The 24,984-nt window shown below is 71.2% G+C and carries 26 protein-coding genes and 1 tRNA gene; 17 read left to right on the top strand and 10 right to left on the bottom strand.

Annotated features, from left to right (window positions below; all coding sequences use genetic code 11):
- Positions 1 to 133 precede the first annotated feature (133 nt).
- From AOM02_RS10450 to AOM02_RS10440, 3 genes are read right to left on the bottom strand one after another with little or no spacing between them, the layout of a single operon-like run.
- Positions 134 to 637 carry a low molecular weight protein-tyrosine-phosphatase gene (locus AOM02_RS10450; protein WP_062299096.1) on the bottom strand — a complete coding sequence of 168 codons (504 nt, stop codon included), beginning with the start codon at positions 635 to 637 and terminating at the stop codon, positions 134 to 136.
- Between the two features lie 7 nt (positions 638 to 644).
- Complete coding sequence (locus AOM02_RS10445; protein WP_062299095.1) at positions 645 to 2,192, bottom strand: CYTH and CHAD domain-containing protein; 1,548 nt, start codon at positions 2,190 to 2,192, stop codon at positions 645 to 647.
- 49 nt (positions 2,193 to 2,241) lie between these two features.
- Positions 2,242 to 2,616, bottom strand: a complete 375-nt coding sequence (locus AOM02_RS10440) for an RNA-binding S4 domain-containing protein (RefSeq protein ID WP_062299094.1) — start codon at positions 2,614 to 2,616, stop codon at positions 2,242 to 2,244.
- Between the two features lie 56 nt (positions 2,617 to 2,672).
- Between AOM02_RS10440 and AOM02_RS10435 the strand changes: the two genes are divergently transcribed.
- The 6 genes from AOM02_RS10435 to AOM02_RS10410 all read left to right on the top strand — a co-directional run bounded on the left by AOM02_RS10435 (position 2,673) and on the right by AOM02_RS10410 (position 6,962).
- Positions 2,673 to 3,299 carry a hypothetical protein gene (locus tag AOM02_RS10435; protein ID WP_062299093.1) on the top strand — a complete coding sequence of 209 codons (627 nt, stop codon included), beginning with the start codon at positions 2,673 to 2,675 and terminating at the stop codon, positions 3,297 to 3,299.
- A gap of 49 nt (positions 3,300 to 3,348) precedes the next feature.
- Positions 3,349 to 4,434 (top strand): threonine aldolase family protein, encoded by a 1,086-nt coding sequence (locus AOM02_RS10430; RefSeq protein WP_062299092.1) that lies wholly within the window; start codon positions 3,349 to 3,351, stop codon positions 4,432 to 4,434.
- Positions 4,434 to 4,820: a YchJ family protein gene (locus AOM02_RS10425; protein WP_062299091.1), complete on the top strand. Its 387-nt coding sequence runs from the start codon at positions 4,434 to 4,436 to the stop codon at positions 4,818 to 4,820. Before AOM02_RS10430 ends, AOM02_RS10425 begins: the two co-directional genes overlap by 1 nt.
- A 123-nt stretch (positions 4,821 to 4,943) precedes the next feature.
- Complete coding sequence (locus AOM02_RS10420; protein ID WP_082105031.1) at positions 4,944 to 6,170, top strand: inorganic phosphate transporter; 1,227 nt, start codon at positions 4,944 to 4,946, stop codon at positions 6,168 to 6,170.
- On the top strand, positions 6,167 to 6,403 hold the full coding sequence (locus tag AOM02_RS10415; RefSeq protein WP_062299090.1) for a hypothetical protein: 237 nt from the start codon (positions 6,167 to 6,169) through the stop codon (positions 6,401 to 6,403). Before AOM02_RS10420 ends, AOM02_RS10415 begins: the two co-directional genes overlap by 4 nt.
- Positions 6,404 to 6,410: 7 nt before the next feature.
- On the top strand, positions 6,411 to 6,962 hold the full coding sequence (locus AOM02_RS10410; RefSeq protein ID WP_062299089.1) for a GNAT family N-acetyltransferase: 552 nt from the start codon (positions 6,411 to 6,413) through the stop codon (positions 6,960 to 6,962).
- A 25-nt stretch (positions 6,963 to 6,987) separates the two neighbouring features.
- Here AOM02_RS10410 and AOM02_RS10405 read toward each other — a convergent pair whose 3' ends face one another.
- Entirely contained in the window at positions 6,988 to 8,544 is a 1,557-nt protein-coding gene (locus tag AOM02_RS10405) for an NlpC/P60 family protein (protein ID WP_062299088.1), read from the bottom strand.
- 350 nt (positions 8,545 to 8,894) lie between these two features.
- Here AOM02_RS10405 and AOM02_RS10400 point away from each other — a divergent pair, with 350 nt between their 5' ends.
- Positions 8,895 to 9,485 carry a protein-L-isoaspartate O-methyltransferase family protein gene (locus AOM02_RS10400; protein ID WP_062299087.1) on the top strand — a complete coding sequence of 197 codons (591 nt, stop codon included), beginning with the start codon at positions 8,895 to 8,897 and terminating at the stop codon, positions 9,483 to 9,485.
- Positions 9,486 to 10,100: 615 nt separating this feature from the next.
- Here the strand turns inward: AOM02_RS10400 and AOM02_RS10395 are convergent.
- Positions 10,101 to 10,511: a hypothetical protein gene (locus tag AOM02_RS10395; protein WP_062299086.1), complete on the bottom strand. Its 411-nt coding sequence runs from the start codon at positions 10,509 to 10,511 to the stop codon at positions 10,101 to 10,103.
- 83 nt (positions 10,512 to 10,594) lie between these two features.
- Between AOM02_RS10395 and AOM02_RS10390 the strand changes: the two genes are divergently transcribed.
- Entirely contained in the window at positions 10,595 to 10,825 is a 231-nt protein-coding gene (locus AOM02_RS10390; protein WP_062299085.1) for a hypothetical protein, read from the top strand.
- A gap of 705 nt (positions 10,826 to 11,530) precedes the next feature.
- Here the strand turns inward: AOM02_RS10390 and AOM02_RS10385 are convergent.
- From AOM02_RS10385 to AOM02_RS14520, 4 genes are all read right to left on the bottom strand, one after another.
- Positions 11,531 to 11,815, bottom strand: a complete 285-nt coding sequence (locus AOM02_RS10385; RefSeq protein ID WP_156156181.1) for a hypothetical protein — start codon at positions 11,813 to 11,815, stop codon at positions 11,531 to 11,533.
- Positions 11,816 to 12,506: 691 nt separating this feature from the next.
- Entirely contained in the window at positions 12,507 to 12,809 is a 303-nt protein-coding gene (locus AOM02_RS10375) for a hypothetical protein (RefSeq protein WP_062299082.1), read from the bottom strand.
- A complete protein-coding gene (locus AOM02_RS14740; RefSeq protein WP_369344762.1) occupies positions 12,806 to 13,063 on the bottom strand; it encodes a TNT domain-containing protein in 258 nt (85 codons plus the stop codon). Before AOM02_RS14740 ends, AOM02_RS10375 begins: the two co-directional genes overlap by 4 nt.
- A gap of 153 nt (positions 13,064 to 13,216) precedes the next feature.
- Positions 13,217 to 13,573 carry an integrase core domain-containing protein gene (locus tag AOM02_RS14520; protein WP_169746621.1) on the bottom strand — a complete coding sequence of 119 codons (357 nt, stop codon included), beginning with the start codon at positions 13,571 to 13,573 and terminating at the stop codon, positions 13,217 to 13,219.
- Here AOM02_RS14520 and AOM02_RS14515 point away from each other — a divergent pair.
- Together AOM02_RS14515 and AOM02_RS10360 are read left to right on the top strand one after the other, a co-directional pair.
- Positions 13,559 to 14,197 carry a site-specific integrase gene (locus AOM02_RS14515; protein ID WP_169746620.1) on the top strand — a complete coding sequence of 213 codons (639 nt, stop codon included), beginning with the start codon at positions 13,559 to 13,561 and terminating at the stop codon, positions 14,195 to 14,197. The two genes, AOM02_RS14520 and AOM02_RS14515, sit on opposite strands and share 15 nt — an antisense overlap.
- Positions 14,194 to 16,233, top strand: a complete 2,040-nt coding sequence (locus AOM02_RS10360) for a hypothetical protein (RefSeq protein WP_062299080.1) — start codon at positions 14,194 to 14,196, stop codon at positions 16,231 to 16,233. The genes AOM02_RS14515 and AOM02_RS10360 overlap by 4 nt, the downstream gene beginning before the upstream one ends.
- Positions 16,234 to 16,479: 246 nt before the next feature.
- Here AOM02_RS10360 and AOM02_RS10355 read toward each other — a convergent pair.
- Positions 16,480 to 16,566, bottom strand: a tRNA-Leu gene (locus AOM02_RS10355).
- Between the two features lie 48 nt (positions 16,567 to 16,614).
- On the opposite strand from AOM02_RS10355, the gene AOM02_RS10350 reads away from it, so the two are divergent.
- Genes AOM02_RS10350 through pknB form a run of 7 tightly spaced genes read left to right on the top strand, consistent with a single transcriptional unit; the run spans position 16,615 to position 24,971 of the window.
- The gene (locus tag AOM02_RS10350; protein ID WP_062299155.1) at positions 16,615 to 17,322 is read left to right on the top strand and encodes an FHA domain-containing protein; all 708 of its coding nucleotides are present in this window, start codon (positions 16,615 to 16,617) and stop codon (positions 17,320 to 17,322) included.
- Between the two features lies 1 nt (position 17,323).
- Positions 17,324 to 17,845, top strand: a complete 522-nt coding sequence (locus tag AOM02_RS10345; RefSeq protein WP_062299079.1) for an FHA domain-containing protein FhaB/FipA — start codon at positions 17,324 to 17,326, stop codon at positions 17,843 to 17,845.
- Entirely contained in the window at positions 17,845 to 19,044 is a 1,200-nt protein-coding gene (locus tag AOM02_RS10340; RefSeq protein ID WP_062467449.1) for a PP2C family protein-serine/threonine phosphatase, read from the top strand. The genes AOM02_RS10345 and AOM02_RS10340 overlap by 1 nt, the downstream gene beginning before the upstream one ends.
- On the top strand, positions 19,044 to 20,387 hold the full coding sequence (locus tag AOM02_RS10335; RefSeq protein WP_062467450.1) for an FtsW/RodA/SpoVE family cell cycle protein: 1,344 nt from the start codon (positions 19,044 to 19,046) through the stop codon (positions 20,385 to 20,387). The genes AOM02_RS10340 and AOM02_RS10335 overlap by 1 nt, the downstream gene beginning before the upstream one ends.
- Positions 20,384 to 21,847 (top strand): peptidoglycan D,D-transpeptidase FtsI family protein, encoded by a 1,464-nt coding sequence (locus AOM02_RS10330; protein WP_062299078.1) that lies wholly within the window; start codon positions 20,384 to 20,386, stop codon positions 21,845 to 21,847. Before AOM02_RS10335 ends, AOM02_RS10330 begins: the two co-directional genes overlap by 4 nt.
- Positions 21,847 to 22,803, top strand: a complete 957-nt coding sequence (locus AOM02_RS10325; RefSeq protein ID WP_062299077.1) for a serine/threonine-protein kinase — start codon at positions 21,847 to 21,849, stop codon at positions 22,801 to 22,803. Before AOM02_RS10330 ends, AOM02_RS10325 begins: the two co-directional genes overlap by 1 nt.
- Before the next feature lie 44 nt (positions 22,804 to 22,847).
- Positions 22,848 to 24,971: a Stk1 family PASTA domain-containing Ser/Thr kinase gene (pknB, locus tag AOM02_RS10320; protein WP_062299076.1), complete on the top strand. Its 2,124-nt coding sequence runs from the start codon at positions 22,848 to 22,850 to the stop codon at positions 24,969 to 24,971.
- The last annotated feature ends 13 nt before the right edge of the window (positions 24,972 to 24,984 follow it).

The raw sequence follows: 24,984 nt of genomic DNA, 5'->3' as shown, positions 1-24,984 counted from the left end.
GACGGATCGACGTCGCAACGGTCCGTCATGCAGGTCGCAACCGACCTGTATGACGGACCATCGGGCGATGCCTCCGACCTCCAGGCCGGCGGGGCCGGGTGGGACGCGGGGACGATGCGGCGGCCGCCCGCGGTCAGCGGCGGGCGAGGGCCTCGCGGGCCGCGGCGACCACGCCGCCCGCGCCGGCCTCGACCTGCGCGAGCGTGGTGCGGAAGTCGTCCATGCCGCCGTACCAGGGGTCGTCGATGTCGAGCAGGTGCTCGTCGAGGCCGTCGACCGCCGGCGCCGCCGGGTCGAACTCGCGGTACAGGTGCACCACCGGCCGGTCCGTGAGGTCCCGTAGGCGGCGCGCGTGGCCCGCCGTCATCGCGAGCACCAGGTCGGCCGACCCGAGGTCCGCGGCGGTCACCCGCCGCGCGGAGCGGCGCGGCACGGTGTAGCCCGCCTCGCGCAGCACTGCGGACGCGCGCCGGTCGATGGGGTTGCCGTGCTCCTCGGAGCTCACACCGGTCGACCACACCTCGACCGCGTCACCCAGCCCCGCCTCGGCGAGCCGCGCCTTGAGCACGACCTCGGCCATCGGGGAGCGGCAGATGTTGCCGGTGCAGACGGTCATGATGCGGAACGGGGACGCCATGCCCCCATCATCCCGTGCGCGACCCGCGCCCCTTCCCCTGCCGCAGCCAGCCGTGCACGCGCGGCCGCGAGGCGCGCTCCCACGCGTCCCGATGCGCGTCGAGGGCGTGGTCGGCGCGAGCGAGCTCGCCGGCGGCCAGCACGCCGTGGGTGAAGGTCGGCGCGTGGGCGTCGTGGGCGACCGCGGCCTCCCGGCGCAGGAGGTCCGCGAGCGCGGTCGCGTCGTGATGCGTGCCGAGCGTGTCCTGCACCCGGTCGAGGCGGCGCGCGAGCCGCGTCGCCCGGTGGCCGAGCACCGGCGCCGCCGCCTCCGCCGCGTAGCGCGCCCGCTTGGCGGCCTTGCGCTCGTCGTGCAGGAGCTCGCCGCGGTGCGCGGCGGGAGCGGCCGCCGCGGCGTCGTGCCTCCGGCGCACCCGCCTCCACGCCCGCCTTACGTGGCGGGGCAGCTCGCGGTCCGCGGGCCGCTGCGCCCGGGCGGTGAGGGGCGGGTCCTCCGCCAGCGCCTCGAGGGCGTCGAGCAGCGCGAGGTACCGCGCGCCGCTCATCTTCTCGACCGCGAGCCGCCACGCCTCGCGGTAGCCGGTCGCGGCGCCGCCGACGAGGCCCTCCCGCGCCGGTCCCACGACCTGTCCGCCGGGGAGGTCGTCGATCGCGGCCTCGAGCCGGGCGCGCCGGACCTCGGCGTCGCGGGCCACCCCGAGCACCCGACCCCACCATCGCAGCTCGTCGCGCAGCGGCTCGGTGACGTCCGTGTCGAGCAGCGGCGCGAAGGTCGCGAGCGTCGCGCGCAGCCGTCGCGTCGCCACCCGCGCCTGGTGGACCGCGTCCGGCCGGTCCCGCCGGATGCCGGCGTCGCTCATGGCGAGCGCGTCGACCTGCGTCCGCAGGTAGGCGACGACGACGTCGCCCGCGGTCGGGCGGTCGGGCAGGGCCGGTGCTGCGCGCTCCTCGACGTCGAGCGCGCGGGCCAGCTTGGGGCGGGACGATGCGGCGGCGGTCCCCGCCTCCACCAGGGCCTCGACCACCCGGGCGAGCAGCGCATCGTCCCCACGGACGGCCTCCGCCTCGATCTCCGCCCACTCGCGCGCGGCGCGCGACCCGTCCGGCGGCGTCGCCGTCACGTCGTCGCGCGCGATCGCGACCAGGGCCTCGCCCGCATCGTCCCGCAGCTCGGTGACGCGCCGCCGGGTCACGAGCCGCGCCACGGGCACCAGCGGCGCGCCGCGCGCGAGGCCGGTCACCAGCGACGCGAGGGCGGGCGGAGGCTCGTCGCCCGCGGCGAGCGGACGCTGGAGCTCGGTGCGTGAGCCGTCGGCGGCGGGGAGCTTGAGGTGCCAGCCCGGCTCGTCGTCCCCGGTGCGGCGGCGCAGCGTCACGCCGCGGCGCGCGAGGCGCAGGTCGGCGGTGTCGAGGTAGAGGGCGTCGAGCTCGAGCGGCGGCAGGTCCGCGGCGGACGCGACCCCGGCGGCGCGCAGGTCCGCGTTGCCGGCCAGGTCGGGGAGGTCCCAGCCGGCGGGCGCGTCGAGCTTCACCTCGAGCTCCCGATGCTCGCTCATCCCTCCGGTCTAGCAGGCGTGACGGGCGGGCGTGCGGCGGGGCGCCGGATCAGCGGGAGGTGCGTCCGCGGAGGCGGTCGATCTCGCGCCGCTCGCGCTTGGTGGGCCGGCCCGCGCCGCGGTCGCGCTGGCCGAACGGCGAGGCGAGCTCCTTGGGCGGGGGCGGCGGGCTGTGGTCCAGGTACGCGGCCTGGGCGACGGGCGCGCCCACCCGCTTCGCGAGCAGCTGGCGCACCTCGACGATGCGCAGGCGCTCGCCGCCGCGCACCTCGACGGTGCTGCCGACGCCGACCTTCTGGGCGGGCTTCGCGCGCTCGCCGTCGATGCGGACGTGGCCGGCGCGGCACGCCGCGGTCGCCTGCGAGCGCGTCTTGTACAGGCGCACCGCCCACACCCACGCATCCACCCGCACCGCATCCGCCATCCGTCGAGGGTACGCCCGGGGCGCATCGTCCCTGCACCGCGCCTACGCTGAGGGTCATGGACACCGTGCTCGAGGTGATCGGCTGGATCGGCACCATCCTGGTCGTGCTGTCGCTCACGCAGTCGCGCGTGATGCGCTTCCGCTGGATGAACCTCATCGGCTCGCTGCTGGCGACGATCTACAACGGCGTGATCGGGATCTGGCCGTTCTTCGCGATGAACCTGGCGATCAGCATCATCAACACGTACTGGATCATCCGGCTCAACCGCGAGCGCCACGACCCCGGCGTCTACAAGGTGATCCCCATGGATCCCGAGGACCCGTTCCTGCAGCACGTCCTCGCGGTGCACGCGAAGGACATCGCGACGCACCAGCCCGACTTCACGGCCAAGGCGCTCGGCGCGCAGCGGCGCGCGACGTTCCTGGTGACCCGTGGCGACGAGGCGGTCGGCGTGGTCGCGGTGCGCGACGAGGGCGGCGGCACCGGGCTCGTCGAGCTCGACTGGGTGAAGCCGCGCTTCCGCGACTTCACGCCGGGCGAGTTCGTCTACCGCGACTCGGGCGCGCTCACGGCGGCCGGCTTCCGACGCGTCGAGATCGACACGCACGAGGCGCTCGACCGGGAGTACATCCGGAAGGTGGGGTTCCGCACGGAGGGCACCCGCTGGGTGCGGGAGCTGTAGCCGCCCTGAGGTTGCCAGCGCGGCGTCGCGGGCGTGACAGACTTCTGAGGTGAACCGCACCGTCCACTTCGCATCCGACAACTACGCCGCCGTCCACCCCGAGGTCATGGCCGCCATGGCCGCCGCCAACGAGGGCCACGACGTCGCGTACGGCGCCGACGCCGCCACCGCGGCCTTCGACGCGGCCATCGCCTCCACCTTCGGCGAGCAGGCGCTCGGCTTCCCCGTCTTCAACGGCACCGGCGCGAACATCGTGTCGCTTATGGCCCTGAGCCCGCGCTGGGGCGGCATCGTCGCGTCCGAGCACGCGCACATCAACGTCGACGAGAACGGCGCCCCCGAGCGCGTCGGCGGCCTCAAGATCCTGCAGCTGCCGTCCGTCGACGGCCGGCTGCACCCCGACCAGCTCGCACGCTACGCCGGCGACCTCGGCGACGAGCACCGCGCGCAGCCCGTCGTGCTGTCCGTCACCCAGTCGACCGAGCTCGGCACCGTCTACTCGCTCGAGGCGATGGCGGACCTCACGTACGCCGCGCACGAGCTCGGCATGCGCGTCCACATGGACGGCGCCCGCATCGCCAACGCGGCCGCCGCGCTCGGCGTGAGCCTGCGCGAGGCCACCGCCGGCGCCGACGTGCTGTCCTTCGGCGGGACCAAGAACGGCGCAATGCTCGGCGAGGCCGTGGTGGTGCTCGCGGAGGACCTCCGCTCGAGCCTCGCTCACGACCTGCCGTACCTGCGCAAGGCGACCATGCAGCTCGGGTCGAAGATGCGCTACGTCTCCGCGCAGCTGAGCGCGCTGCTCACCTCGACCGACCTCGCGGGCGACCCGCTGTGGCTGCGCAACGCACGCCACGCGAACGCGATGGCCGCGCGGCTGCGCGAGGCGCTCGCCCCGCTCGCGCAGGCGGGCGTGCTCCGCTTCACCCAGCCGACCGAGTCCAACGCGGTCTTCGTCGAGCTGCCCCGCACCGCCGCGGACGCCGTCCGCGCGGCCTTCCGCTTCTACGACTGGCAGGCGGGCGCGACGCCCGGCACGGTCGAGGCGCGCTGGATGTGCGCGTGGGACACGACCGCCGAGGACGTCGACGGCTTCGCCCGGGCGATCACCGAGGCGCTCGAGACGGCGCGCTGATGGCCGCGGCCTGCCCCTGCGGCTCCGGCGCATCGTTCGCCGACTGCTGCCGCCCGTACCTGCGGGGGCAGGCCGAGGCACCCACCGCGGAGGCGCTCATGCGCTCCCGCTACACCGCCTATGTTCGCCGCGACGCCGGCTACCTGGCGCGCACCTGGCACCCCTCGACCCGGCCGCTCGACCTGGGCGCCGGTCTCGACGAGGTCGAGTGGCGAGGGCTCGAGGTCCTCGCCACCGAGCGGGGCCTCGAGGGGGACGATGCGGGCACCGTCACCTTCGTCGCGCACCACGCGACCGGCGTGCTGGCGATGGACGCGCTGCGCGAGACCAGCAGGTTCGTGCGCGAGGACGGCCGCTGGCTCTACGTCGACGGGGACGTCACGTAGATCACACGTGCCGCATCGTCCCTGGTGAGAGCCGCCACCGTGGCCATTTGGGACAGATCGGAGGTGCCCCCGGGGGCACCCTGTGACGATGTGCCCACGCATCACCCCTGAACTTCCCTCACAATGGAGCCCGTGACCGAACCCCTGCTCCTCGCGGTCGTGGTGCTGACCGCGCTCGCCTTCGACTTCACCAACGGGTTCCACGACACCGGCAACGCCATGGCGACCTCGATCGCCACGCGAGCGCTCAAGCCCAAGCAGGCCGTGCTCCTCTCCGCGTCGCTGAACCTCGTGGGCGCGTTCCTGTCGCTGACCGTCGCGGCGACCATCGCCAAGGGCATCGTCGACGCCGGCATCATCACGCTCGACGTGGTCCTCGCCGGACTCGTCGGCGGCATCGTCTGGAACCTCGTGACCTGGCTGTTCGGCATACCGTCGAGCTCGTCCCATGCGCTGATCGGAGGCGTGGTCGGCGCGGCCCTCGCTGCGGCGGGCACCTCGGGCGTGCTGTGGTCCGGCCTCGCCGCGAAGGTGCTCATCCCCGCGCTCATCGCCCCGCTGGTCGCGATCTTCGTCGGCTCGGTCGGCACGCGCCTGGTCATGCACTTCACGCGCGACGTGCCGGAGGACCAGAACGACCGGATGTTCCGCTGGGGCCAGATCGGCTCCGCCTCCCTCGTTTCGCTCGCGCACGGCACCAACGACGCGCAGAAGTCGATGGGCATCATCCTGCTGGCGCTCATCGCCGCGGACGCGGTCCCCGAGGACTCCGGCGTCCCGTTCTGGGTGATCCTGTCCTGCGCCCTCGCGATGGCGCTCGGCACGTACCTCGGCGGCTGGCGCGTGATCCGTACGCTCGGCAAGGGCCTCGTGGAGCTCGAGTCCCGCCAGGGCATGGCCGCCGAGACCTCGTCCGCCGCAGTCATCCTGCTGTCGAGCCACTTCGGCTACTCGCTGTCCACCACCCACGTCGCGACCGGCTCGATCCTGGGCTCGGGCGTCGGCAAGAAGGGCGCCGCGGTCCGCTGGTCCGTGGCCGGCCGGATGTTCATGGCCTGGCTCATCACCGTCCCCGCCGCCGGCCTCGTCGGCGCCGCGGCCTACGGCCTCGACGTACTGGTGGGCGGCACCGCCGGCTCGTACGTCGTGTTCGCCGTGCTCGTGGCGGTCTCGCTCGGCATCTGGCTGTATTCGCGCCGCGAGCCCGTGGGCCACCACAACGTCAACGACGAGTGGGAGCCGGAGGCCGACAACGAGTCGATCGTGGCCGAGTCCGTCGTCGACCACGACATGGAGCTCCTGACGGTCCCCGCGGACCGCGAGCACGACGCACGAGGAGAGCAGCGATGAGCGAGTTCATCGAGTGGCAGGCCCTGGGCAACGTGCTCCTGTTCGGCCTCATCGTGGGCGCCGGGCTGCCGACGCTGTTCGCGCTCGGCGTGCGGTCCCTCGCGGGCCCGGGCGCGCGCGGTGAGGACGGCCAGGTGTCGCTCGGCCGCAAGGTCGTCGCGTACGCGTGCTTCGGCGCCGTGGTGCTGGCCGTGGTCGGCGCCGTCGCGTACATCGCCGCCGGCGGCCACTGAGCCGTCCGTGACGACGACGCTCACCGTGCGTGAGGCGTCCGCCGAGGACGTCGCCGCGCTCGTCGCGGTCGCGGCCGAGACCTTCCCCCTCGCATGCCCGCCGGGCACCGACCCGGGGGCGATCCGTCTCCACCTCCGCGACCGGTTGAACGCCGACGCGTTCGCGGCCTGGGTCGCGGACCCGGCGGCGACGCTGGTGGTCGCCGACGACGGCGCGGCCCTGCAGGGCTACGCGCTCGTCCTCACGGGACGATGCGTCGACGAGGACGCCGCGGAGACCCTCGCCGGCGTCGGGGTCGACATCGCGCACGTGCACGAGCTGTCCAAGATCTACGTGCGCGCCTCCGCCCAGGGCGGGGGCGCGGCGAGCGCGCTGCTCGACGCGGCGGCGACCGCCGCATCGTCCGCGCACGGCGACCTGCCGATGTGGCTCGGCACGAACGTCGCCAACGCCCGCGCGCAGGCGTTCTACGCACGGCACGGCTTCGAGGTCGTCGGTGGGCGGACGTACCGCGTGGGCGACCAGGACCACTCCGACGTGGTGATGCTGCGCGCCTGAACGGACCGCTGCAGCGGTGCGGGTCCTACGAGAAGACCCGCACCACCTCGGGGACGATGTCGGTGTAGCGGTCGAGGGCGTGGATCGAGCGCACCTGCGTGGTGTTGCTGGTGGTCGACATGTCGATCATCTGCCCTCCACCGAGGTAGATGCCCATGTGGATGATGCCGGCGGGCGTGCCGCCGTTCGACGTGAAGAAGATCAGGTCGCCGCGCTTGGCCCGCGACAGCGCGACGTGCTGGTAGTTGGCGCCGAACAGCGCGCGCGTGGTGCGGAAGCCGGGGTCGGTGTGCCGCACCACGTCCGTGCCGCTCGTCGGCATGCCGGCCGCGTACATCGCCTGCATCACGAGGCCCGAGCAGTCGGCGCCGTCCTTCGGCCTGCCCGACCCGCCCCACACGTACTCCGAGCCGATGTAGGTCCTGGCCGTCGCGATCATGATCTCGATCCGCTCGGCACGCGTCGCGGAGCGATCGGCCACCACCGGGTGCGTGTACCCGCCGAGGTCGTACCAGGCCGCGGAGCTCAGGCCCATGGCGAGCCACGTGCGCTTGTCGACCACCCCGGTCGCGGATAGGCCGTGGCGTCGCTGGAAGCGCCTCACCGCATCCACCGTGGTGGCGTCCATGGTCTCCCAGCGGCTGCCGAGACCGACCGCCCGCTGGATCGCCTTGACCTTGTTGCCGTTGCGACCGGGCCCGACCGAGTAGCCGCCCGGACGGGGCGCGATCGCGAGCACCGGCTGGGTGAAGCCGCTCGCCGCACGGTAGGCCATGCGCGGCCGCACGATCACCTCGCGGGAGCCGGCGGCCTGGAGGGCCGCCGTGGCCGGGACCACCACGCGGTAGCGGTACTTGCCGCGGCCGGTGGCATACCAGCGCGTGTCGGCACCCTTGAACGTGAAGGTCACGGTGTCGCGCGCGACGTCGCGGGTCCGCGCGGTCGCGACGGTGACCCAACGGCCGTCACGAAGGGTCTCGAGCCGGACCTTGCGACCCTGCGCCGGGCTCACGGTGATGCTGCGGCTCCAGGTGTCCCCCGCGGTCCGGGAAAGGTGCCCCGAGGCGGCCCACCCGCTCGTCCTGGTGATCCGCTTGTCGTAGCGAGCGCTGGCGACCGTGCCGCCAAGCGTGACGGACACGCGGCCGCTCGTCGCCAACGTCCGTTCGAGCGCGACGGTCCACGTCTGCGCGCCGTGCTCGTCGGAGACGAGGACCGGCTCCGCGGTCACCGTGTGCCGCGCGCCACCGTCGGAGGCGAAGACGATGGTGGCGACGAGTCCGCCATCCGGTAGCAGTGCGAGATCGCCGGTGGAGGTGAACTCGGCCGTCCCGACGACCCGCAGGTACGACGCCGACGTCGCGGTCACCTTGAGGGAGACGGACCCCCGATCGACGACGAAGGGCGCTTCGCCGGGATTCGTAGGAGTGGCCGTCGACTCGATGCTCGCCTCCACGCCCGGCTCGATGCTCGGCTCGATGCTCGGCTCCGCGGTGGCCTCGGCGGCGCTCGCGCCTGAGGCGCCGACCGGTACCGAAGCGATCGCGAGAACCACACCGACGGACGCCGCGACGATGCGCATCGTCCGCCCGTTCGTCGTCGCCCGCCCCCTCCGCTCGAACGGCACAGCGCGCAGCACACTCATCATCCGGCTCCCCCCAGCCCTCATCGGCGCCTCCCGTTCCACCGGGCGAGACGCGCCACGACCGCGCTGATCGATCTCAGGCGGGCACGTCCCACGCGGATACTCGACGAGCCCCGCGCCTGCGCCGAAGCGAGGCGGTTACCTCGGAGGATCCGCGTGCCGGGGAGCAATCTAGCGGACCTTGGCGGGCCCGATCTGCGTGCATCGTTATGGCCGCGGAGCCGCCGAGCGAGGCGCGGCGGGTCGCTCGAGGCGCCCTCGCGGCGCGGCGGTGGTTGGCTGGAGAGATGACGGTCCGGGACCGCGTGGACGCCGCCTTCGCGGCTCAGCCCCGCACGCGCTTCCTACCCGAGGGTGCCCGCTACGCGGCGGACGTCGATGCGCCGCTTCAGATCGGCTACGGCCAGACCAACAGCCAGCCGCGCACGGTCCACGACATGCTGATGCTCCTCGACGTGCGCCGCGGCATGCGCGTGCTCGACGTCGGCGCAGGCTCGGGCTGGACCACGGCTCTGCTGGCGGAGCTCACGGGGCCCGAGGGGTCGGTGCTGGGCACGGAGATCGTGCCGGAGCTGGTGGAGTTCGGGGCCGGGAACGTGGCCGGGGCCGGGGTGCCGTGGGCGCGGCTCGTGTCCGCCGTGCCACGGGCCCTCGGGGCGCCCGACGAGGCGCCGTTCGACCGGATCCTCGTGTCGGCGATGGCGCACGGGCTGCCGCGCGAGCTGGTGGAACAGCTGTCACCGGGTGGGGTGATGGTCGTGCCGGTCGACGGGACGATGCTGCGGGTGGTGCGCGGCGTCCCTCCCGTGGACGCTGTGGCCGAAGCCGAGGTCACCGAGCACGGCGAATACCGGTTCGTGCCGCTACTGGGCGGCTGACGGCGCTCGCGCCCCGACCCGTGGGGCGGATCGATGGCGGACCGGTCCGCCATCCGGGTCGGCACCAGCACGCCTGACGGACTGATCGCGGTGCGATCCGACAGGCGGGATGGGCGACCGGCGCAGAGCGACACGGCACACCCTCGGCGCGAGACGAAGAAGAAGGCCCCCGGGGATACCCCGGGGGCCTTTCTGTTGGTGGGTGGTTCGGAAAACTCGGTCGTCCCTGGTACGTGCTCCCCGTCCCAACGCGCCGATGTCCGGTTCCCACGGCTGAAGGAGCGATTTCCCACGGTACGGCCGCCGCGCCACGATCCGCTAGGCACGTGATGCCCTCGACTCGGCGCGCGGCCTCGCCGACGGAGACCGCAGAGACCACGGGACTGAGCCTTCAGCGCGGCCGCCGGCGAAGCCTCAAGCAGGCAAGCCCGCCATCCCCGAGCACGTCGGATGGGGGAACTACCAGCGCCTGCACGGCCGGCCGGGCATACGGACCCGGTCAACGCCGAGCACGCCGGCGGCGGCCAGCCAATTCACGAGTCACGCCCGGACGGGATCGCCGACACCCACCCTGCCAGCCGCCCCGGGCCGGCCGCTCGAAGGCTTGCAGCCGATTCACTGGTCGCGCAGCGCCGGAGGCACGAGGCGCCGTGGCCTCCCGAAGAACCAAAGGGCCGCCATCAGGACAAGGTTGACGAGACTGAGCCCAATACACACGACGACCACGACGAGAACGGCATCTGGCACCGTAGGATCGGCGACCCCGCGGGCGTAGCCGAGAACCAACGGCGAGCTTGCGCCAGCCGCGCCGAGCACCGGAGTCGCGAGCGTGAACACTCCCTGTGGGAACGCCCGTGACATTCGCGCAACCGAACGCTCGTCGTGTTCCTTCAGCAGCCGTTCCCGGTAACCCGCCCAATAGCGAGAGTCGTTCCACCGTCGCGCAACGACGACAACCGCGTAGCACCAACCCGCGAACATCAGCAGCGTCGCCACCAGGACGATGACTGCGGTTGCCTGGCTCATGAGTGTGGACCTTTCGAAGAAATCGCGCTTCCCGCGGTTCGGGTGTCTATCGGGTAGTGCGATGACCGGTCGGACCGTACCGCATGAATGACACCAAGCGCCGCCGCGTCCGCGGCTTCGCCAAGCAGGGCATCCTCGCCGCCATGTTCGCCGCCGCCACCAACGTCAAGCGCATCAACGCGTTCCTCGCCGTCCAGCGCGCCAACCAGCAGACCAGCCCCACGGACTCCGGACCCTCCGGCCGCCGTCACCGCGGCCACAGCATCGCCGTCGGCGACGAGGACCTCTCACCACCAGACGAGATCGCCGCGTAAGCGGCGGCCACCGGAACCGAACAGCACCGATCGCCTCCGGACCCGCAAGGGCCGGAGGCACAAGCATGCCCGGAAACAGCCGAAACAGGCCCTAGACACCTATACATAGCCGCACAAAGCAAAAGGCCGCCCCCGACATCAGTCGGAGGCGGCCTTCTCGCCTTGCTGGGGGCCCCAGGCGACCCTTGCGGGCCCTGCCTGAGGGACTTTCCCCAACAGAACTGGCTCGTTTACCGAACCAGCCGTTGGTGGGTGGTTCGGAGAATCCTGGTACCTGGGGTGACACCCGGGGTCGGATGTCCGTTTCCCACGACGTGCGACGCGATTTCCCACGGTTCGACCGCCGCACTGCGATCTACCAGGAACGCGACGTCTTCGACGCGGCGGGCGACCTCGGCGACAGCAACCGCCGTGACCATCGGTCCGATCGGTCAGCGCAGCCGGTGGCGGAACCTCAGGCAGGTCGAGCCCGCCACCCCGAGTGCGTACGGCGGCCGGGTAGCCAGCGCCTGCCCGGCGGGCTCGGGATGCACACCCGCTGCAGACCGAGGCTGCCGACCGCACCGACCTCGAACCATCCCGCCGGCACCAGCCGGACAGGAAGACTGAGCGGAACGAAAGTCAGGCCGATTCACTCCGCCCACGTCGCCGTCGGTACTACGAGTAGCGTCAACAGGTTGAGTACTAGGACGACAAGACCTCGGGTCAGTCGAACCATGCGTCTTCCTCGGTGAGCGTCCATCCCCTGAACTCGAAGACCCGGCGGAGACGTGCAAGGACCTCGGCCCTCGGGCGCTTCGCGTCGTCAGGTATGGACCGAACGTAGACCACGACTTCCAAGTCTGGACCGGACATTGCCTCCGAGTCGATGCGGATCGCCCCGTCCTCATCTCGGTAGTCGATCCCGGTGCGGCTGCCCACGCGTACGGAGTATCCAGCGCTAGACCTAGTCCAGCCGGTTAGCCAAGATCTCTTGAATGCCTCGGTCATGGGAGATCCAAGAAGTGCTGCATGATCGGGTTCCCCCGCTCGAGGAGTATCGGGAGTTCCTTCCGCACGAAGGTAGACGTCGGCCACGGAGCGCCCGGCCCGAAGAAGACGTGAGCGTCTCCGACGGCTCCGCGCGCGAACCGAGCCGATGCGAGATCCCATGCCTTCCTGGGGACCATACCTTGAGGCAGATTAGTCAACGCTCGGCCGGTGAGAGTCATCTCCAGCGTCTTGGCACCGTTGGCCTTCGCGTAGTCCAAGGCGGCCTTCTCCGCGACAGCACCACCCGACCAGAACACCCTGCTACCGCTGTTTGCGGCAACACCGGACCGATGAGGCGACGAGAGATCCCCGTGAGTCGACCCACCTTGCGCACCCGCCGTAGTCGTAGCCCGCACGGCCCGCGTGAGCGCTCCGGTGTGGGCATGGGTGGTAGTCGACGAGCTCAGCACCGTCTCGGGGCGTACCTGCGCGCCGTGCGACCAGCGGTCGACGGCGTCATAGGTGCCGTACCCATAAGTGGAGGACGGCGGGCGGCGATTCGCGGCTACTTCGGCCACCATGCTGAGGTCAGCGGGTAAGTCGTAGGTGTTGGTGCTGACAGAGCTCGCTGGCTCGGCGTGTGCCAGCCCTGCCAAGCCCGACCCGAGCCAGCAGCCAAGAACGGTCAGCAAAAATAGGATTAGACGCCTCACGGACGCTCCTGACCGTGCGCTCTCAACCACTCCTCCGTTGCGGCGGCCGATCTCTCGGTCGAGCCGACTACCCCTTGGACGAGCCCGATGAAACGCGTGATGGCCGATCCGGTGTCGTCCTCCGTGAACTCGGGATCGAAATTCCCACGCTCGAAGTAGCCCGCAACCCATCGACCCCCGTCACGGAGAAGGCACAGCCGGTCATCCTTCAGTTCGCCGATGGCCCAGTACCTTTCGGGCAGCGTGGTGGACTCCAAGGCGGCGCGAGCCTCGGCAAGCAGACTAGCGTCAGCGGTCATCCCAGGAACCCTCCTTCCAAGAGTTCTTGGACGGACCTGGGCAACAGGTACTGGACCCCGCCACCTGGGGAGTCCATCCAGGGGGCCGCGATGCCACCTCGGACCGTAATGGGCTTCTGCACCGTGAACAACGAGTACGGATCACTAGCGCGCGAGCTCAGGAGCCCTCGGTTCTCGAAGGGCGTCCCTGCTGGAGATACGAAACTGCCTCGGTTCGATCCGTACCGGTCGAGCCGAGTCCCAGGCTGAAGCACGGTGTCCTTCTCGAAGCCGCCAAAGAATCTGACCTGCCCCGATGATTTGGTCCACGTCGACTGCGAGTGGGTCGTGATTCCGGGGCCCTCGAGGGCGATCTGGACTGGTCCAGCCAGTGTGTTGGTAGTCACTCTCAGCCACCCCCTCTCACGTCAGACAGGCTGCCGTGACACGGGTGTCGTAGCTGCCTGCTCGGCACAGTAGCGCGCGAACGCCGCCGGGGTCCGCATCTGCAGGCCCGAATGGGGTCGCTCGGTGTTGTAGTGCCGTACCCACTGCCCGATCAGGACCCGGGCCTCCGTCAGCGAGTGCAGCACCTCCCGATGCAGCAGCTCGTCCCGCATCGACCCGTTGAACCGCTCGATGAAGCCGTTCTGCTGCGGGCTAGCCTTCGCCACCTGCACCGGCCTCACCCCCTGCTCACGCAGCCATCCCAGCAGCGACGTGGCGATGAACTCCCGTCCGTTGTCCGACCGGATCACCTCGGGTCGACCATGCTCGGTGAACACCCGCTCAAGGAGCTTGCGCACCCCGGCGCCGCCCGGCCGCGGATGGTCGCCCTGCCGCCGTCGGCCGGCGTCGCCCCGTACACCGAGGCCGAGCTCCACAAGATCTGGGTGTGGGCCTACGGGATGGCGAACGCTCGCAACGCCCGCGACGCCGTCGTCCTCGTCGGTGGATGCGTCGGCGCGGGACTCACGGCACGGGAGGTCGCCGACCTGCGGGTGCGTGACGTGGAGATCGACGACAAGGGTGTCGTCCTCCACGTCAGCGGCGCCCGGCCCCGCGTCGCGCCCGTGCTCGCCAGCGCCGAGCAGATCTTCATCGACGCAGTCGCCGGTCTCGACGGGGACGCCTTCGTGTTCCGCACGGGCCGCGCCGCGACCACCAAGAGCACCACCTCGCTGTTCATCTACAAGTACGTCCCGAAGGGTCTGACGGTGTCCACCCAGCGACTCAGGGTGACCTGGGTGGTCAACAGGCTGCGTGCCGGGGTGCCCATCCAGGGCCTCATGGCCGCGATGGGCGTCCAGGACTTCTCCGCCATCGCCCGATTCCTCAAGCACGTGCCCGACCTCGACCCCGCGGACTTCCGCGCCCGCCTGCGCGCCGAGACGGAGGCCATCCGATGAGCGGCCGTCGAGCACGCCGGAAGCGTCAGGAGAAGCCGCGTCCGTCCAGGAAGCTCATCGCGGTCGCACCCGATGACCGAGGCGACCTGAAGGATCGCCAGCTCACATCGCTGATTCGCGCCTTCGCGCGCGAGGGCGTCCTGTCCCAGATCAAGATCTGGCACCACGGCTATGACGACGTCAAGACGATCCTGGAGAGGATCGACGATGGCGGCGACGACTCCGACACCAACAGCGCGACCGACGCCGACACCGACACTGAGGCGAAGGAGAAGGCCGAAAGGGACGCCGCACGCGCACGCGTCAAGGGCCGTCCCGAGTCGCTCGACCCGCGGACGTTCCTCGTCGTCCAGACCGCTCTGACGGAACTCGGCGAGCCCGGGTACATCGCCAGCGTCGCGCACGCGATCCGGTTCCGCCTGAGCAAGCACGCCGCCAAGATCCTCGACATCCACCCCGACTTCTACGAACTCGCCGATGGGCGGACGTTCTGGGACGTGAAGGGCACCGATGAGGAGCGGACGGTCGCGTTCACGAAGAGCGCCGAAGCGATCTACGAGCGCGTCCACTCGGCATACGAACGCCTGAGCGATCTCGTAGAGCCCTACCCGGGCGCCGCGTCGCGCTCGGCGCGCAAGTGGTCGGACGTCAAGGCGCTCATCGACGCGCTCGACGCCGAAGGCGTGGCGATGCGGAAGGAACGCCTGTCTTGGCTCCTCAACGCACTCCTACGCGCATCCCTCCACCGCTACTCCCGCGAGGAGCGCCGGTTCATCCTCAAGAACTGGGGCGGATCGCTCGCGATCGACGGAACTGCGGTGCCGCTGAACTGCCCCAAAGGCTGGGGCGGCCTGTCGAAGGAGAACAAGAAGAAGAACCCCGACTGGCTGCACCACCCCGAAGCGATGGCAGGGTGGCACATCCGCACGGGCAACCACGCCGGCTTCGAGGACGACGGCAAGACGCCTGTGTCGCCGGACCAGCTCAAGAAGGCCGACTGGGCCTACGAGGCCCACTTCGCGGTCATGTGCGGCGACGAGCACCACCAGCGCCCCATCCCCCGCATCGCCCTGGGCATGTCGTTCGACATCCCCGCCGGACGCATCGGCGAGAACTCATTCACGGCGCTCGAGTCAGCGTTCGTCGTCATGAACGAGAACCATGTCTCACCGGGCACCATCGTCGCCGACAGGGCAGTGCTCCCTGGCGCGCAGTACGACAAGTTCAAGCAGCCCGCACGCAAGATGGGCTTCAAGTTCTGCCACGACTTCCGCAAGGACCAGCTGGGCAAGTACGACGCACCCCACGGCATCAAGCAGATCCAGGGACGCCTGTACTGCCCCGGAACGCCCGACGCCATGGCGAATGCCGCACGCAACCTGCGCACCCGCAACGAGCGCGCCGCCGCCAAGGCAGGCGTGGCCCCCGAGGACCTGAGGGACTTCGAGCCCGACAAGACCTACGACGCGCAACGAGCGCGCCTGGCGAACTTCGAACTCACCGTCAAGGAACCGACCAACAAGAACGGCCGCACGCGCGTCGCGTGCCCCGCCACCACCGCCGGCGGCGGCGTCGACTGCCCCCTGCGCGCCCTGTTCCCCGACAACAAGACGCGGACCCAGGTCACCAACCCGCCCGCTATGCCAGGCGAGATCTGCACATCCCACCAGGCCGCGCTCTCGATGCACCACACCGACACCACCGGCAAGTACGCCATGGACTACGTCCTCGGGTCGCCTGAGTGGCGCACCATGATGGGCAACCGCAACGACGTCGAAGGCTACAACAAGGCCATCAAGAAGGACGGCCTCGGCGACGGAGCCCGGCGCCCCTACCGCGGCTACGCCAAGCAGGCGCTCTCAACGGCGCAGCACGCGTTCGCTACGAACGTACGCCGGATCCGCGAGTTCCTCACCGGACACTTCCGCGCATCACAGCCCACGGTCGACCCCGAGCCGACACCTCCCACCACGCCCGGCATCCAGAACATCGAGCTGGACGAGGACCTCTCGCCGCCCGACCAGCTCGCCGCGTAAGCGGCGGCCTCCGGAACAGAACAGCACCGACCGCCTCCGGCCCGACCAGGGCCGGAGGCGCAAGCATGCCCGAAAACAGCCGAGACAGCCCTCAGACACCTCTACATCGGCGCACAAAGCAGAAGGCCGCCCCCGAAATCAGTCGGAGGCGGCCTTCTTGCGTTGGATGACGGTCAGGACGGCCCTTCCGGACCATCCTGACGGTCTTATTCCCAACCGCGGGGGCTCGTTGACCGAACCACCCGTTGGTGCGCGAGGGGGGAGTTGAACCCCCACGCCCTTTCGGGCACACGGACCTGAACCGTGCGCGTCTGCCTATTCCGCCACTCGCGCGCGCCGAGTTACTTTAGCACGTTTCTGGAGGCCTATACGATGGCCCGCATGGGTGTGCTGGATCGCTTCGAGCGCGGCGTGGAGAACGTCATGCAGAACGCGTTCGCGCGCACGTTCAAGTCGGGGGTCAAGCCCGTCGAGCTGGCGGCCGCGCTCAAGCGCGAGTGCGACGCCCGCGCGGCCGTGGTGGACCGGGGCCGGACCGTGGTGCCGAACGAGTACGGCGTCGCGCTGTCGCCCGCGGACATGGAGACCGTCGAGCAGTGGGGCGCGGACGCGATGGTGCACGAGCTCGTCGAGTCCCTGCGCGCCCACGCCGAGCGCCAGCGCTACTCCTTCGTGGGCGCGGTCGATGTCGCCTTCGACGTCGACGACACTCTCGCGACGGGCCGCTACGCCGTCGTGTCGCGCACCACGCGCGGCCCGGTCGCCCCGGTGACCGGCACCAACCCCAGCTCGCGGTACCCGCTGCTCGACATCGACGGCACGCGCTACTACCTCACGGGCGACTCGACCACGATCGGCCGCGGCTCCGAGTCGGACATCGTGGTGGACGACACGGGCGTGAGCCGCAAGCACGTCCGCCTCGAGGTCACCGACCACGGCACGATCCTCACGGACCTGGGCTCGACCAACGGCACCTTCGTCGAGGATCAGCGGGTCTCCGAGGCCACGCTCCTCGACGGAAACGCCGTCACCATCGGCCGCACCACGATCATGTACTGGGACGCCGTCGACGGGGACGAGGACTTCTGACGTGAGCCAGCTCTCGATCACCCTCCTGCGCATGGGCTTCCTGGTCCTGCTCTGGACCCTCGTGCTGTCCGCCATCGCGGTGCTCCGCGCGGACCTCTACGGCACGCGCGTGACCGCGCGCGGGCGCGGGCGTGAGTCCCGCCGCGAGCACGATGCGCGGGCGGAGAAGACCGCGTCGCCCAGCCGGGCGGCGACGGGCATCCGCACCGGCTCGATCTCCACCAAGGACCCCTCGGCCGGGCACATCGCCGTCACCGGCGGCCCGCTCAAGGGCACCACCATCCCGCTCGGCGCCGCGCCGGTCCTCGTGGGCCGCGCGAGCACGTGCACGCTCGTCATCGACGACGACTACTGCTCGGCACGTCACTGCCGCATCTACCCCGAAGGAGACCGCTGGATGGTCGAGGACCTCGGCTCCACGAACGGCACCTACCTCGGCAACCAGAAGGTCACGGACCCCGTGCCGTTCCGCGAGGGCGACGTCATCCGCATCGGCGCCACCGCCCTGGAGCTGCGCGGCTGATGTATCTGGGGATCCACTTCGCCGCGCGCTCCGACGTCGGCCTCGTGCGCGCGAACAACCAGGACTCCGGCTTCGCCGGCCCGCACCTGCTCGCCGTCGCGGACGGCATGGGCGGCGCCGCCGGCGGCGACATCGCCTCGTCGATCGCGATCGCCCGCCTCGCGGCGCTCGAGGGCGAGGCGCACGGCCCGGACGATGCGCTCGACGAGCTCAAGGAGGCGATCTCCGACGCGCACGCGCAGATCGTCGAGCGTGCCCGCAACGACCCGGAGCTCTCGGGCCTCGGCACCACCGTGACCGCGCTGCTGCGCTCCGGCTCGACGCTGTCGATGGCGCACATCGGCGACTCGCGCGCGTACCTGCTGCGCGACGGCGACCTCGAGCAGATCACCACGGACCACAGCTTCGTGCAGCACCTCGTCGACACCGGTCGGCTCTCGGTCGCGGACGCCGAGCACCACCCCAAGCGCTCGATGCTGCTGCGCGTCCTGGGCGACATCGACGCGGACGTGCCCGTCGACATCTCGGTGCGCGAGACCCGCGACGGCGACCGCTGGCTGCTGTGCTCGGACGGCCTGTCGGGCGTCGTGTCGAAGGACACGATGCGCAAGACGATGCTCGAGGTCGAGGACCCCGGCGACTGCGCCGACGCCCTGGTGGGCCTCGCGCTCGCCGCGGGCGCGCCCGACAACGTCACGTGCGTGATCGGCGACATCGTCGACATCGACGCCTCCCCCGACGGCATCGGTCCCGCGACGTCCTCGCAGATCGTCGGCTCGGCGGCCCGCGACCGCCGCAAGCCCTCCGCCGGCGGCGACTCGCCCGCGGGCAAGGCCGCGCGCCTCGCCGCGCGCGACGAGCCCGACGACGACGAGGAGCCTTCCCGAGAGGGCTGGCAGCGCATCCGGCCCTGGCTGCTCCCGATCATCACGCTGCTGGTCCTCGTGGGCGCCGCCTGGGGCGGCTACTGGTGGTCCCAGCAGCAGTACTACGTCGGCGAGGACGAGGGCTTCGTCGCGATCTATCGCGGCATCCCCGAGTCGCTCGGCAGCATCGGCATGTCGCACGTGGTCGAGAAGACCGAGATCCTCGTCGACGAGCTGGCGCCGTACCAGCGTGAGCGCGTGACCGACGCGATCCGCGTGCGCAACCTCGACCAGGCGGCCGGGGTCGTGGCCTCGCTGGAGGCGGGCGACTAGTGGCCACCGTCTCCGACGTCATGGTCCGCACCGGGCGCCGCGGCGAGCTGGGCCTCCTGGGCCTCGCCGTCGCCGTCGCCGTGCTCGCGCGCGGCCTGGTCGACTATCACGCGGACTACCTCGAGCTCGACGAGCTCGCGATCTACGCCGCGGGCTGGATCGTGGTCGCGGGCGTCATCCACCTCGCGATCCGGCGCTGGGCCTCCTACGCGGACCCCGTGCTGGTGCCGGCGGTGCTCGCGCTCAACGGCATCGGTCTCGCGATGATCCGCCGCATCGACTTCGCGTACGCCTCGCGCGGCCGCGACACCGACTTCGGCGAGGTCCAGATCGTCTGGACCCTGCTCGGCATCGGCCTCGCGCTGCTCGTGATCCTGCTGATCCGCGACTACCGGCTGCTGCGCCGCTTCACCTACACCGCGGGCCTCGTGGGCCTCATCGGCCTGCTGCTGCCCCTCATGCCGGTGATCGGCACCCAGATCAACGGCGCCCGCATCTGGATCAACGTCTTCGGCAAGTCGCTCCAGCCGGGCGAGTTCGCCAAGATCGCCTTCGTCGTGTTCTTCGCCGGCTACCTCGTGTCCAACCGCGACACGCTCGCCCTCGCCGGCCCCAAGATCCTCGGGATGCGGTTCCCGCGCCCGCGCGACATGGGACCCCTCGCGCTCGTGTGGGTCGCCGCGATGCTCGTCCAGATCTACGAGCGGGACCTCGGCACCTCGCTGCTGCTGTTCGGCATCTTCGTCGCGATGCTCTACGTCGCCACGGAGAGGCTGAGCTGGGTCGTGCTCGGCCTCGGCATGTTCGCCGTCGGCGCCGTCCTCGCGGGCACCCTGTTCAGCCACGTCGGCTCCCGCTACACCGCGTGGCTGCACGCGCTCGACTCGTCGGTGTACAGCTCGGGCGCGAGCGAGCAGCTGGTGCGCGGCCTGTTCGGGATGGCCTCGGGCGGGCTGTTCGGCACCGGCCTGGGCGAGGGCCGCCCCGATCTCGTCCCGTACGCCGAGTCCGACTTCATCGTCGCGTCGCTCGGCGAGGAGCTGGGCCTCACCGGCCTCATGGCGATCCTCACGCTGTACGTCATCATCGTCCAGCGCGCGATGCGCACCGCGATCGGCGTCCGCCACGGCTTCGGCAAGCTGCTCGCCGCGGGCCTCGGCTTCGCGATCGCGTTGCAGGTGTTCATCGTCGTCGGCGGCGTCACCCGCGTGATCCCGCTCACCGGCCTCACCACGCCGTTCCTCGCGTACGGCGGGTCGTCGATGCTCGCGAACTGGATCATCGTGGGGCTGCTGCTGCGCATCTCCGACCAGGCGCGACGGCCCGAGGTGGTGACGCCGTGAACGAGCCGATCCGCCGCCTCTCGATCGTGGTCCTGGCCATGATCCTCACGCTCATGGTGGCCGCCTCCTACATCCAGGTGATCGCCGCGGGCGACCTCAACGCCGATGCGCGCAACGTCCGCACCCTCTACCGGGAGTACGGCACGTTCCGCGGGCCCATCGTGGTCGACGGCGAGTCGGTGGTCTGGTCCAAGGCGGTCGATGACCCGTTCAACTACCAGCGCACCTACGCCGACGGCCCGCTGTACGCGGCGGCGACGGGCTACTACAGCATCGTCTTCGGGCGCACCGCGATCGAGCAGACCGAGAACGACCTGCTCTCCGGCACCGCCGACTCGCTGTTCTGGACCCGCCTCAGCAACCTCGTGTCGGGCGAGACGCAGCGCGGGGCGAGCGTCGAGCTCACGCTCGACGCGGCCGTCCAGCAGGCGGCGGCCGAGTCGCTCGGCGACAGCGCGGGCGCCGTGGTCGCGCTCGACCCGTCCACGGGCGAGGTGCTCGCGATGGTGACGAGCCCCACGTACGACCCCGCCACCCTCGCCGGCCACGACTCGGCGACGGTGAACAAGAACTACCAGGAGCTGCTGGCGCAGGAGGACGGTCCGCTCGTCAACCGCGCCATCGCCGGCGACACGTACCCGCCCGGCTCCACGTTCAAGCTGATCGTCTCGGCGGCGGCGCTCGAGGCCGGCTACGACGCCGACTCCGAGCTGTACGCGCCCGACCAGCTCGAGCTGCCGAACACCTCGCGGACGCTCGGCAACTACGGCGGCGAGTCGTGCTCGGCCAACGAGCGCCAGACGCTCGCCGAATCCCTCGAGATGAGCTGCAACACCTCATTCGCGAACCTGGGCATGCAGCTCGGCTGGGGCGTCGTCGAGCGCAAGGCCGAGGAGTTCGGGTGGGGCGAGCAGCTGTCGATCCCGCTCGCCGTGACCCCGTCCCGCCTGCCGTCGAACCCGGACGAGGCGCAGACCGCGATGGCGTCGATCGGCCAGTACGACGACCGCGCCACCCCGCTGCAGATGGCGATGGTCGCGGCCGGCATCGCCAACGACGGCGTGCTCATGCGCCCCTACCTCGTGGACAACGTGCGCGATGCGGACCTCCGTGTGATCGAGGAGACCGAGCCGGAGGAGATGTCGCAGCCGATGACGCGCTCCGACGCGAACGAGCTCACCGACATGATGGTCGGCGTGGTGACGTCCGGCACCGGCACCGCGGCCCAGATCCCCGGCGTCGAGGTCGCGGGCAAGACGGGCACCGCGGAGACCGGCACGGACGAGCGTCCCCACACCTGGTTCGTCGGCTTCGCCCCCGCCGACAACCCGGTCGTCGCCGTCGCGGTGCTGGTCGAGAACGGCGGATCCACGCAGGGCGAGGTCACCGGCGGCCGCGTGGCCGCTCCCATCGCGCGCGCCGTCATGGAGGCCGCGCTCGCATCCCGGGGAGGCAGCTGATGTCGATCCATGCAGGAACCACGCTCGGCGGGCGCTACGTGCTGCGCTCGCTCCTCGCCGTCGGCGGCATGGGAGAGGTGTGGCGCGGCACCGACACCGACCTCGACCGCGAGGTCGCCGTCAAGGTGCTCAAGGAGGGCGCCGCTGAGAACGAGACGTTCCTGCGGCGCTTCCGCAACGAGGCCAAGAACGCCGCCGGGCTGCTGCACGCCAACATCGCCCAGGTCTTCGACTACGGCGACCACGACGGCACGCCGTACATCGTGATGGAGCTCGTCGAGGGCGAGCCGCTGTCGACCATCCTCGAGCGCGAGCGCACGCTCGACGAGGCACGGCTCGTCACGATCATGCGGCACACGTGCCGCGGGCTCGAGGCCGCCCACGCGGCCGGGATCATGCACCGCGACATCAAGCCCGGCAACCTGCTCGTGCAGGAGGGCGACCACGTCAAGATCACCGACTTCGGCGTGAGCCGCGGCACCGACCAGACGACGCTCACCGCGACCGGCATGGTGATGGGCACCGCGCAGTACCTCGCGCCGGAGCTCGCGCTCGGCAAGCCCGCGACCGCGGCCTCGGACCTCTACGCGCTCGGCATCATCGCGTTCGAGGCCGTCGCGGGGAAGCGTCCCTTCACGGCCGCGAGCGCGGTCGACATCGCCATCTCGCAGGTGAACGACCCGGTGCCGCCGATCCCCAAGGGTGTCTCGCCCGAGCTGGCGACCCTCATCGAGCAGCTGCTCGAGAAGAACCCGCGGCGCCGGCCCGCCTCCGCGCTCGAGCTGGACCGCATCCTCGCGGGCCTGTCGCTGGTCGAGCCGGGCACCGGTCAGCGCGTCCCCGTCGAGGCGTCGGCGCCGGCCGCTGCGCCCCGACGCGCCATGCCGCCGAGCATCGCGCCGCGCGAGTACCGGCCACGCCCGGACGTCGAGCGCCGCCGGCCCGGACCGCGCTAGATGCGACAATGGCCCCCGAACACGGACCACGAAGGACACAGTGAATGAACGACGAACCGAAGATCCTCGCCGGACGGTATGAGGTCGGCGACCTCATCGGCCGGGGCGGGATGGCCGAGGTGCATGTCGGCTACGACACGCGCCTCGGACGCACGGTCGCCATCAAGATCCTCCGTGCGGATCTCGCACGGGACCCGTCCTTCCAGACCCGCTTCCGCCGCGAGGCCCAGGCCGCCGCCGGCCTCAACCACCCGAGCATCGTCGCCGTGTACGACACCGGCGAGGACACCATCGTGAACCCGGACGGCAACCCGCAGGCGGTGCCGTTCATCGTGATGGAGTACGTCGAGGGCCACACGGTCCGCGAGATCCTCAAGGGCGACGTCGCCGCGCCCATCGACGAGGCCGTCGAGATCACCGCGGGCGTGCTCGCCGCGCTCGACTACTCGCACCACGCCGGGCTGGTCCACCGCGACATCAAGCCCGCGAACATCATGCTGACGCCGACGGGCGCGGTGAAGGTCATGGACTTCGGCATCGCGCGCGCCCTCGCGGACGCCGGGCAGACGATGACCCAGACCCAGGCCGTCGTGGGCACCGCCCAGTACCTGTCGCCCGAGCAGGCGCGCGGCGAGAACGTCGACGCGCGCTCGGACCTCTACTCCACCGGCTGCGTGCTCTTCGAGCTGCTCACCGGCCGGCCGCCGTTCGTGGGCGACTCGCCCGTGTCCGTGGCGTACCAGCACGTGCGTGAGCCCGCGCCCAAGCCGTCGCAGTTCGCGTCGGACGTGCCGCCGGAGCTGGACCAGGTCGTCATGCGCGCCCTGTCGAAGAACCGCGACGAGCGCTACGCCAGCGCGCAGGAGTTCCTCGCGGACCTCCGCAGCGTGATGGCCGGCGACGGCGTGTCGCCGTCCACGGGCGCGATCGCGCTCGGCTCCGCCGCGCTCGGCGCGGGGGCCGCGGGCGTGGCCGCCGCCGCGATGGCGGGCGGCGACGAGGCGGCACCGGAGTCCGGCGCGACCGAGATCATGCCCCAGCCGACGCAGGCCGGCCAGACCGCCGTGATGCCCGGCGGCGCGTGGGCGGCCGACGGCCAGCCGACGTCCGGCGCCCCCGCGACCGCCGCCGTCGACACGATCGAGGAGGAGGAGGACCCCGCCGCGGTCCGCCGCCGCCGCATCATCCAGTGGTCGATCCTCGGCGCGGCCATCGTCGCCGCGGCGCTGCTCATCGCCGCGCTGTTCATGATGACCCGCGATGCCCCGTCGGTCGAGCCCAGCCCGTCCGTCGCGAGCATCGACATCCCCGACCTCGAGGGCTTCACCAGGGCCGATGCGAAGGCGGAGCTCGCCTCCCGCGGCCTCGACGCGGAGTTCAAGACCGAGGCCTCCGACGAGATCGAGAAGGACCTCGTCACGCGTACCAACCCGAAGGCGGGCAAGAACGTCGAGGAGGGCAGCACCGTCACGGTGTTCCTCTCGAGCGGGCCGGACGTGGTCACGGTGCCCGACGTCAAGGGCTACACCGAGGAGGACGCGATCCAGCGCCTCGAGGACGCCGGCCTCCGCGTGGTCGCGAAGGACACGGTCGACGACCCGTCGCTCGACGAGGGCCGCGCCTCCAAGACCGATCCCAAGGCGGGCTCCGAGGTCGCCAACGGCGAGGCCGTGACGCTGTACCTCGCGACCGGCCTTGTCGAGCTGCCCGACCTCACGGGGCAGACCCTCGAGAAGGCGCGCCAGAAGCTCGGCAAGCTCAACCTCGTGCCGTCCGAGACGTACCAGGAGACGAGCGACGTCGACCCGAACACGGTCATGTCGCAGGACCCGGGCGCAGGCCGCGTCGAGCGCGGCTCGACCGTCTCGCTCGTCGTGTCCGAGGCGCCGTCCACGGTCGCCGTGCCCGACGTCACCGGCAAGTCCGAGAACGCCGCGCGGAACGACCTCGAGGGCGACGGGCTCGCCGTGGGCAACGTCACGGTCGACACGAGCGCGGCCGACCCGAACATGGCGGGCACCGTGAAGTCGACCAACCCGAACGCCGGCACCCAGGTGGCGCCCGGCACCGCGGTCGACCTGGTGATGTGGTGCGACGTGCGCGCCGTGCTCGTCACTCCCGACCCGGGTCAGCCCGACGTCACCGAGCAGCAGTACGAGTGCCGCTGATACCGCTTCGATA

It is taken from the genome of Demequina maris (assembly GCF_000971155.1).
In the GTDB taxonomy this organism is placed as follows: Bacteria; Actinomycetota; Actinomycetes; order Actinomycetales; family Demequinaceae; genus Demequina; species Demequina maris.
This window is presented reverse-complemented; position numbering and strand designations above follow the sequence as displayed.

What these genes read in the sequence shown, in the direction of transcription:
- AOM02_RS10450 (WP_062299096.1), bottom strand. Translation starts at nt 637, where the DNA reads ATGGCGTCCCCGTTCCGCATCATGACCGTCTGCACCGGCAACATCTGC.
- AOM02_RS10445 (WP_062299095.1), bottom strand. Translation starts at nt 2,192, where the DNA reads ATGAGCGAGCATCGGGAGCTCGAGGTGAAGCTCGACGCGCCCGCCGGC.
- AOM02_RS10440 (WP_062299094.1), bottom strand. Translation starts at nt 2,616, where the DNA reads ATGGCGGATGCGGTGCGGGTGGATGCGTGGGTGTGGGCGGTGCGCCTG.
- AOM02_RS10435 (WP_062299093.1), top strand. Translation starts at nt 2,673, where the DNA reads ATGGACACCGTGCTCGAGGTGATCGGCTGGATCGGCACCATCCTGGTC.
- AOM02_RS10425 (WP_062299091.1), top strand. Translation starts at nt 4,434, where the DNA reads ATGGCCGCGGCCTGCCCCTGCGGCTCCGGCGCATCGTTCGCCGACTGC.
- AOM02_RS10420 (WP_082105031.1), top strand. Translation starts at nt 4,944, where the DNA reads ATGGAGCCCGTGACCGAACCCCTGCTCCTCGCGGTCGTGGTGCTGACC.
- AOM02_RS10415 (WP_062299090.1), top strand. Translation starts at nt 6,167, where the DNA reads ATGAGCGAGTTCATCGAGTGGCAGGCCCTGGGCAACGTGCTCCTGTTC.
- AOM02_RS10405 (WP_062299088.1), bottom strand. Translation starts at nt 8,544, where the DNA reads ATGCGCATCGTCGCGGCGTCCGTCGGTGTGGTTCTCGCGATCGCTTCG.
- AOM02_RS10400 (WP_062299087.1), top strand. Translation starts at nt 8,895, where the DNA reads ATGACGGTCCGGGACCGCGTGGACGCCGCCTTCGCGGCTCAGCCCCGC.
- AOM02_RS10395 (WP_062299086.1), bottom strand. Translation starts at nt 10,511, where the DNA reads ATGAGCCAGGCAACCGCAGTCATCGTCCTGGTGGCGACGCTGCTGATG.
- AOM02_RS10390 (WP_062299085.1), top strand. Translation starts at nt 10,595, where the DNA reads ATGAATGACACCAAGCGCCGCCGCGTCCGCGGCTTCGCCAAGCAGGGC.
- AOM02_RS10385 (WP_156156181.1), bottom strand. Translation starts at nt 11,815, where the DNA reads ATGACCGAGGCATTCAAGAGATCTTGGCTAACCGGCTGGACTAGGTCT.
- AOM02_RS10375 (WP_062299082.1), bottom strand. Translation starts at nt 12,809, where the DNA reads ATGACCGCTGACGCTAGTCTGCTTGCCGAGGCTCGCGCCGCCTTGGAG.
- AOM02_RS14515 (WP_169746620.1), top strand. Translation starts at nt 13,559, where the DNA reads ATGCTCGGTGAACACCCGCTCAAGGAGCTTGCGCACCCCGGCGCCGCC.
- AOM02_RS10360 (WP_062299080.1), top strand. Translation starts at nt 14,194, where the DNA reads ATGAGCGGCCGTCGAGCACGCCGGAAGCGTCAGGAGAAGCCGCGTCCG.
- AOM02_RS10350 (WP_062299155.1), top strand. Translation starts at nt 16,615, where the DNA reads ATGGGTGTGCTGGATCGCTTCGAGCGCGGCGTGGAGAACGTCATGCAG.
- AOM02_RS10340 (WP_062467449.1), top strand. Translation starts at nt 17,845, where the DNA reads ATGTATCTGGGGATCCACTTCGCCGCGCGCTCCGACGTCGGCCTCGTG.
- AOM02_RS10325 (WP_062299077.1), top strand. Translation starts at nt 21,847, where the DNA reads ATGTCGATCCATGCAGGAACCACGCTCGGCGGGCGCTACGTGCTGCGC.
- pknB (WP_062299076.1), top strand. Translation starts at nt 22,848, where the DNA reads ATGAACGACGAACCGAAGATCCTCGCCGGACGGTATGAGGTCGGCGAC.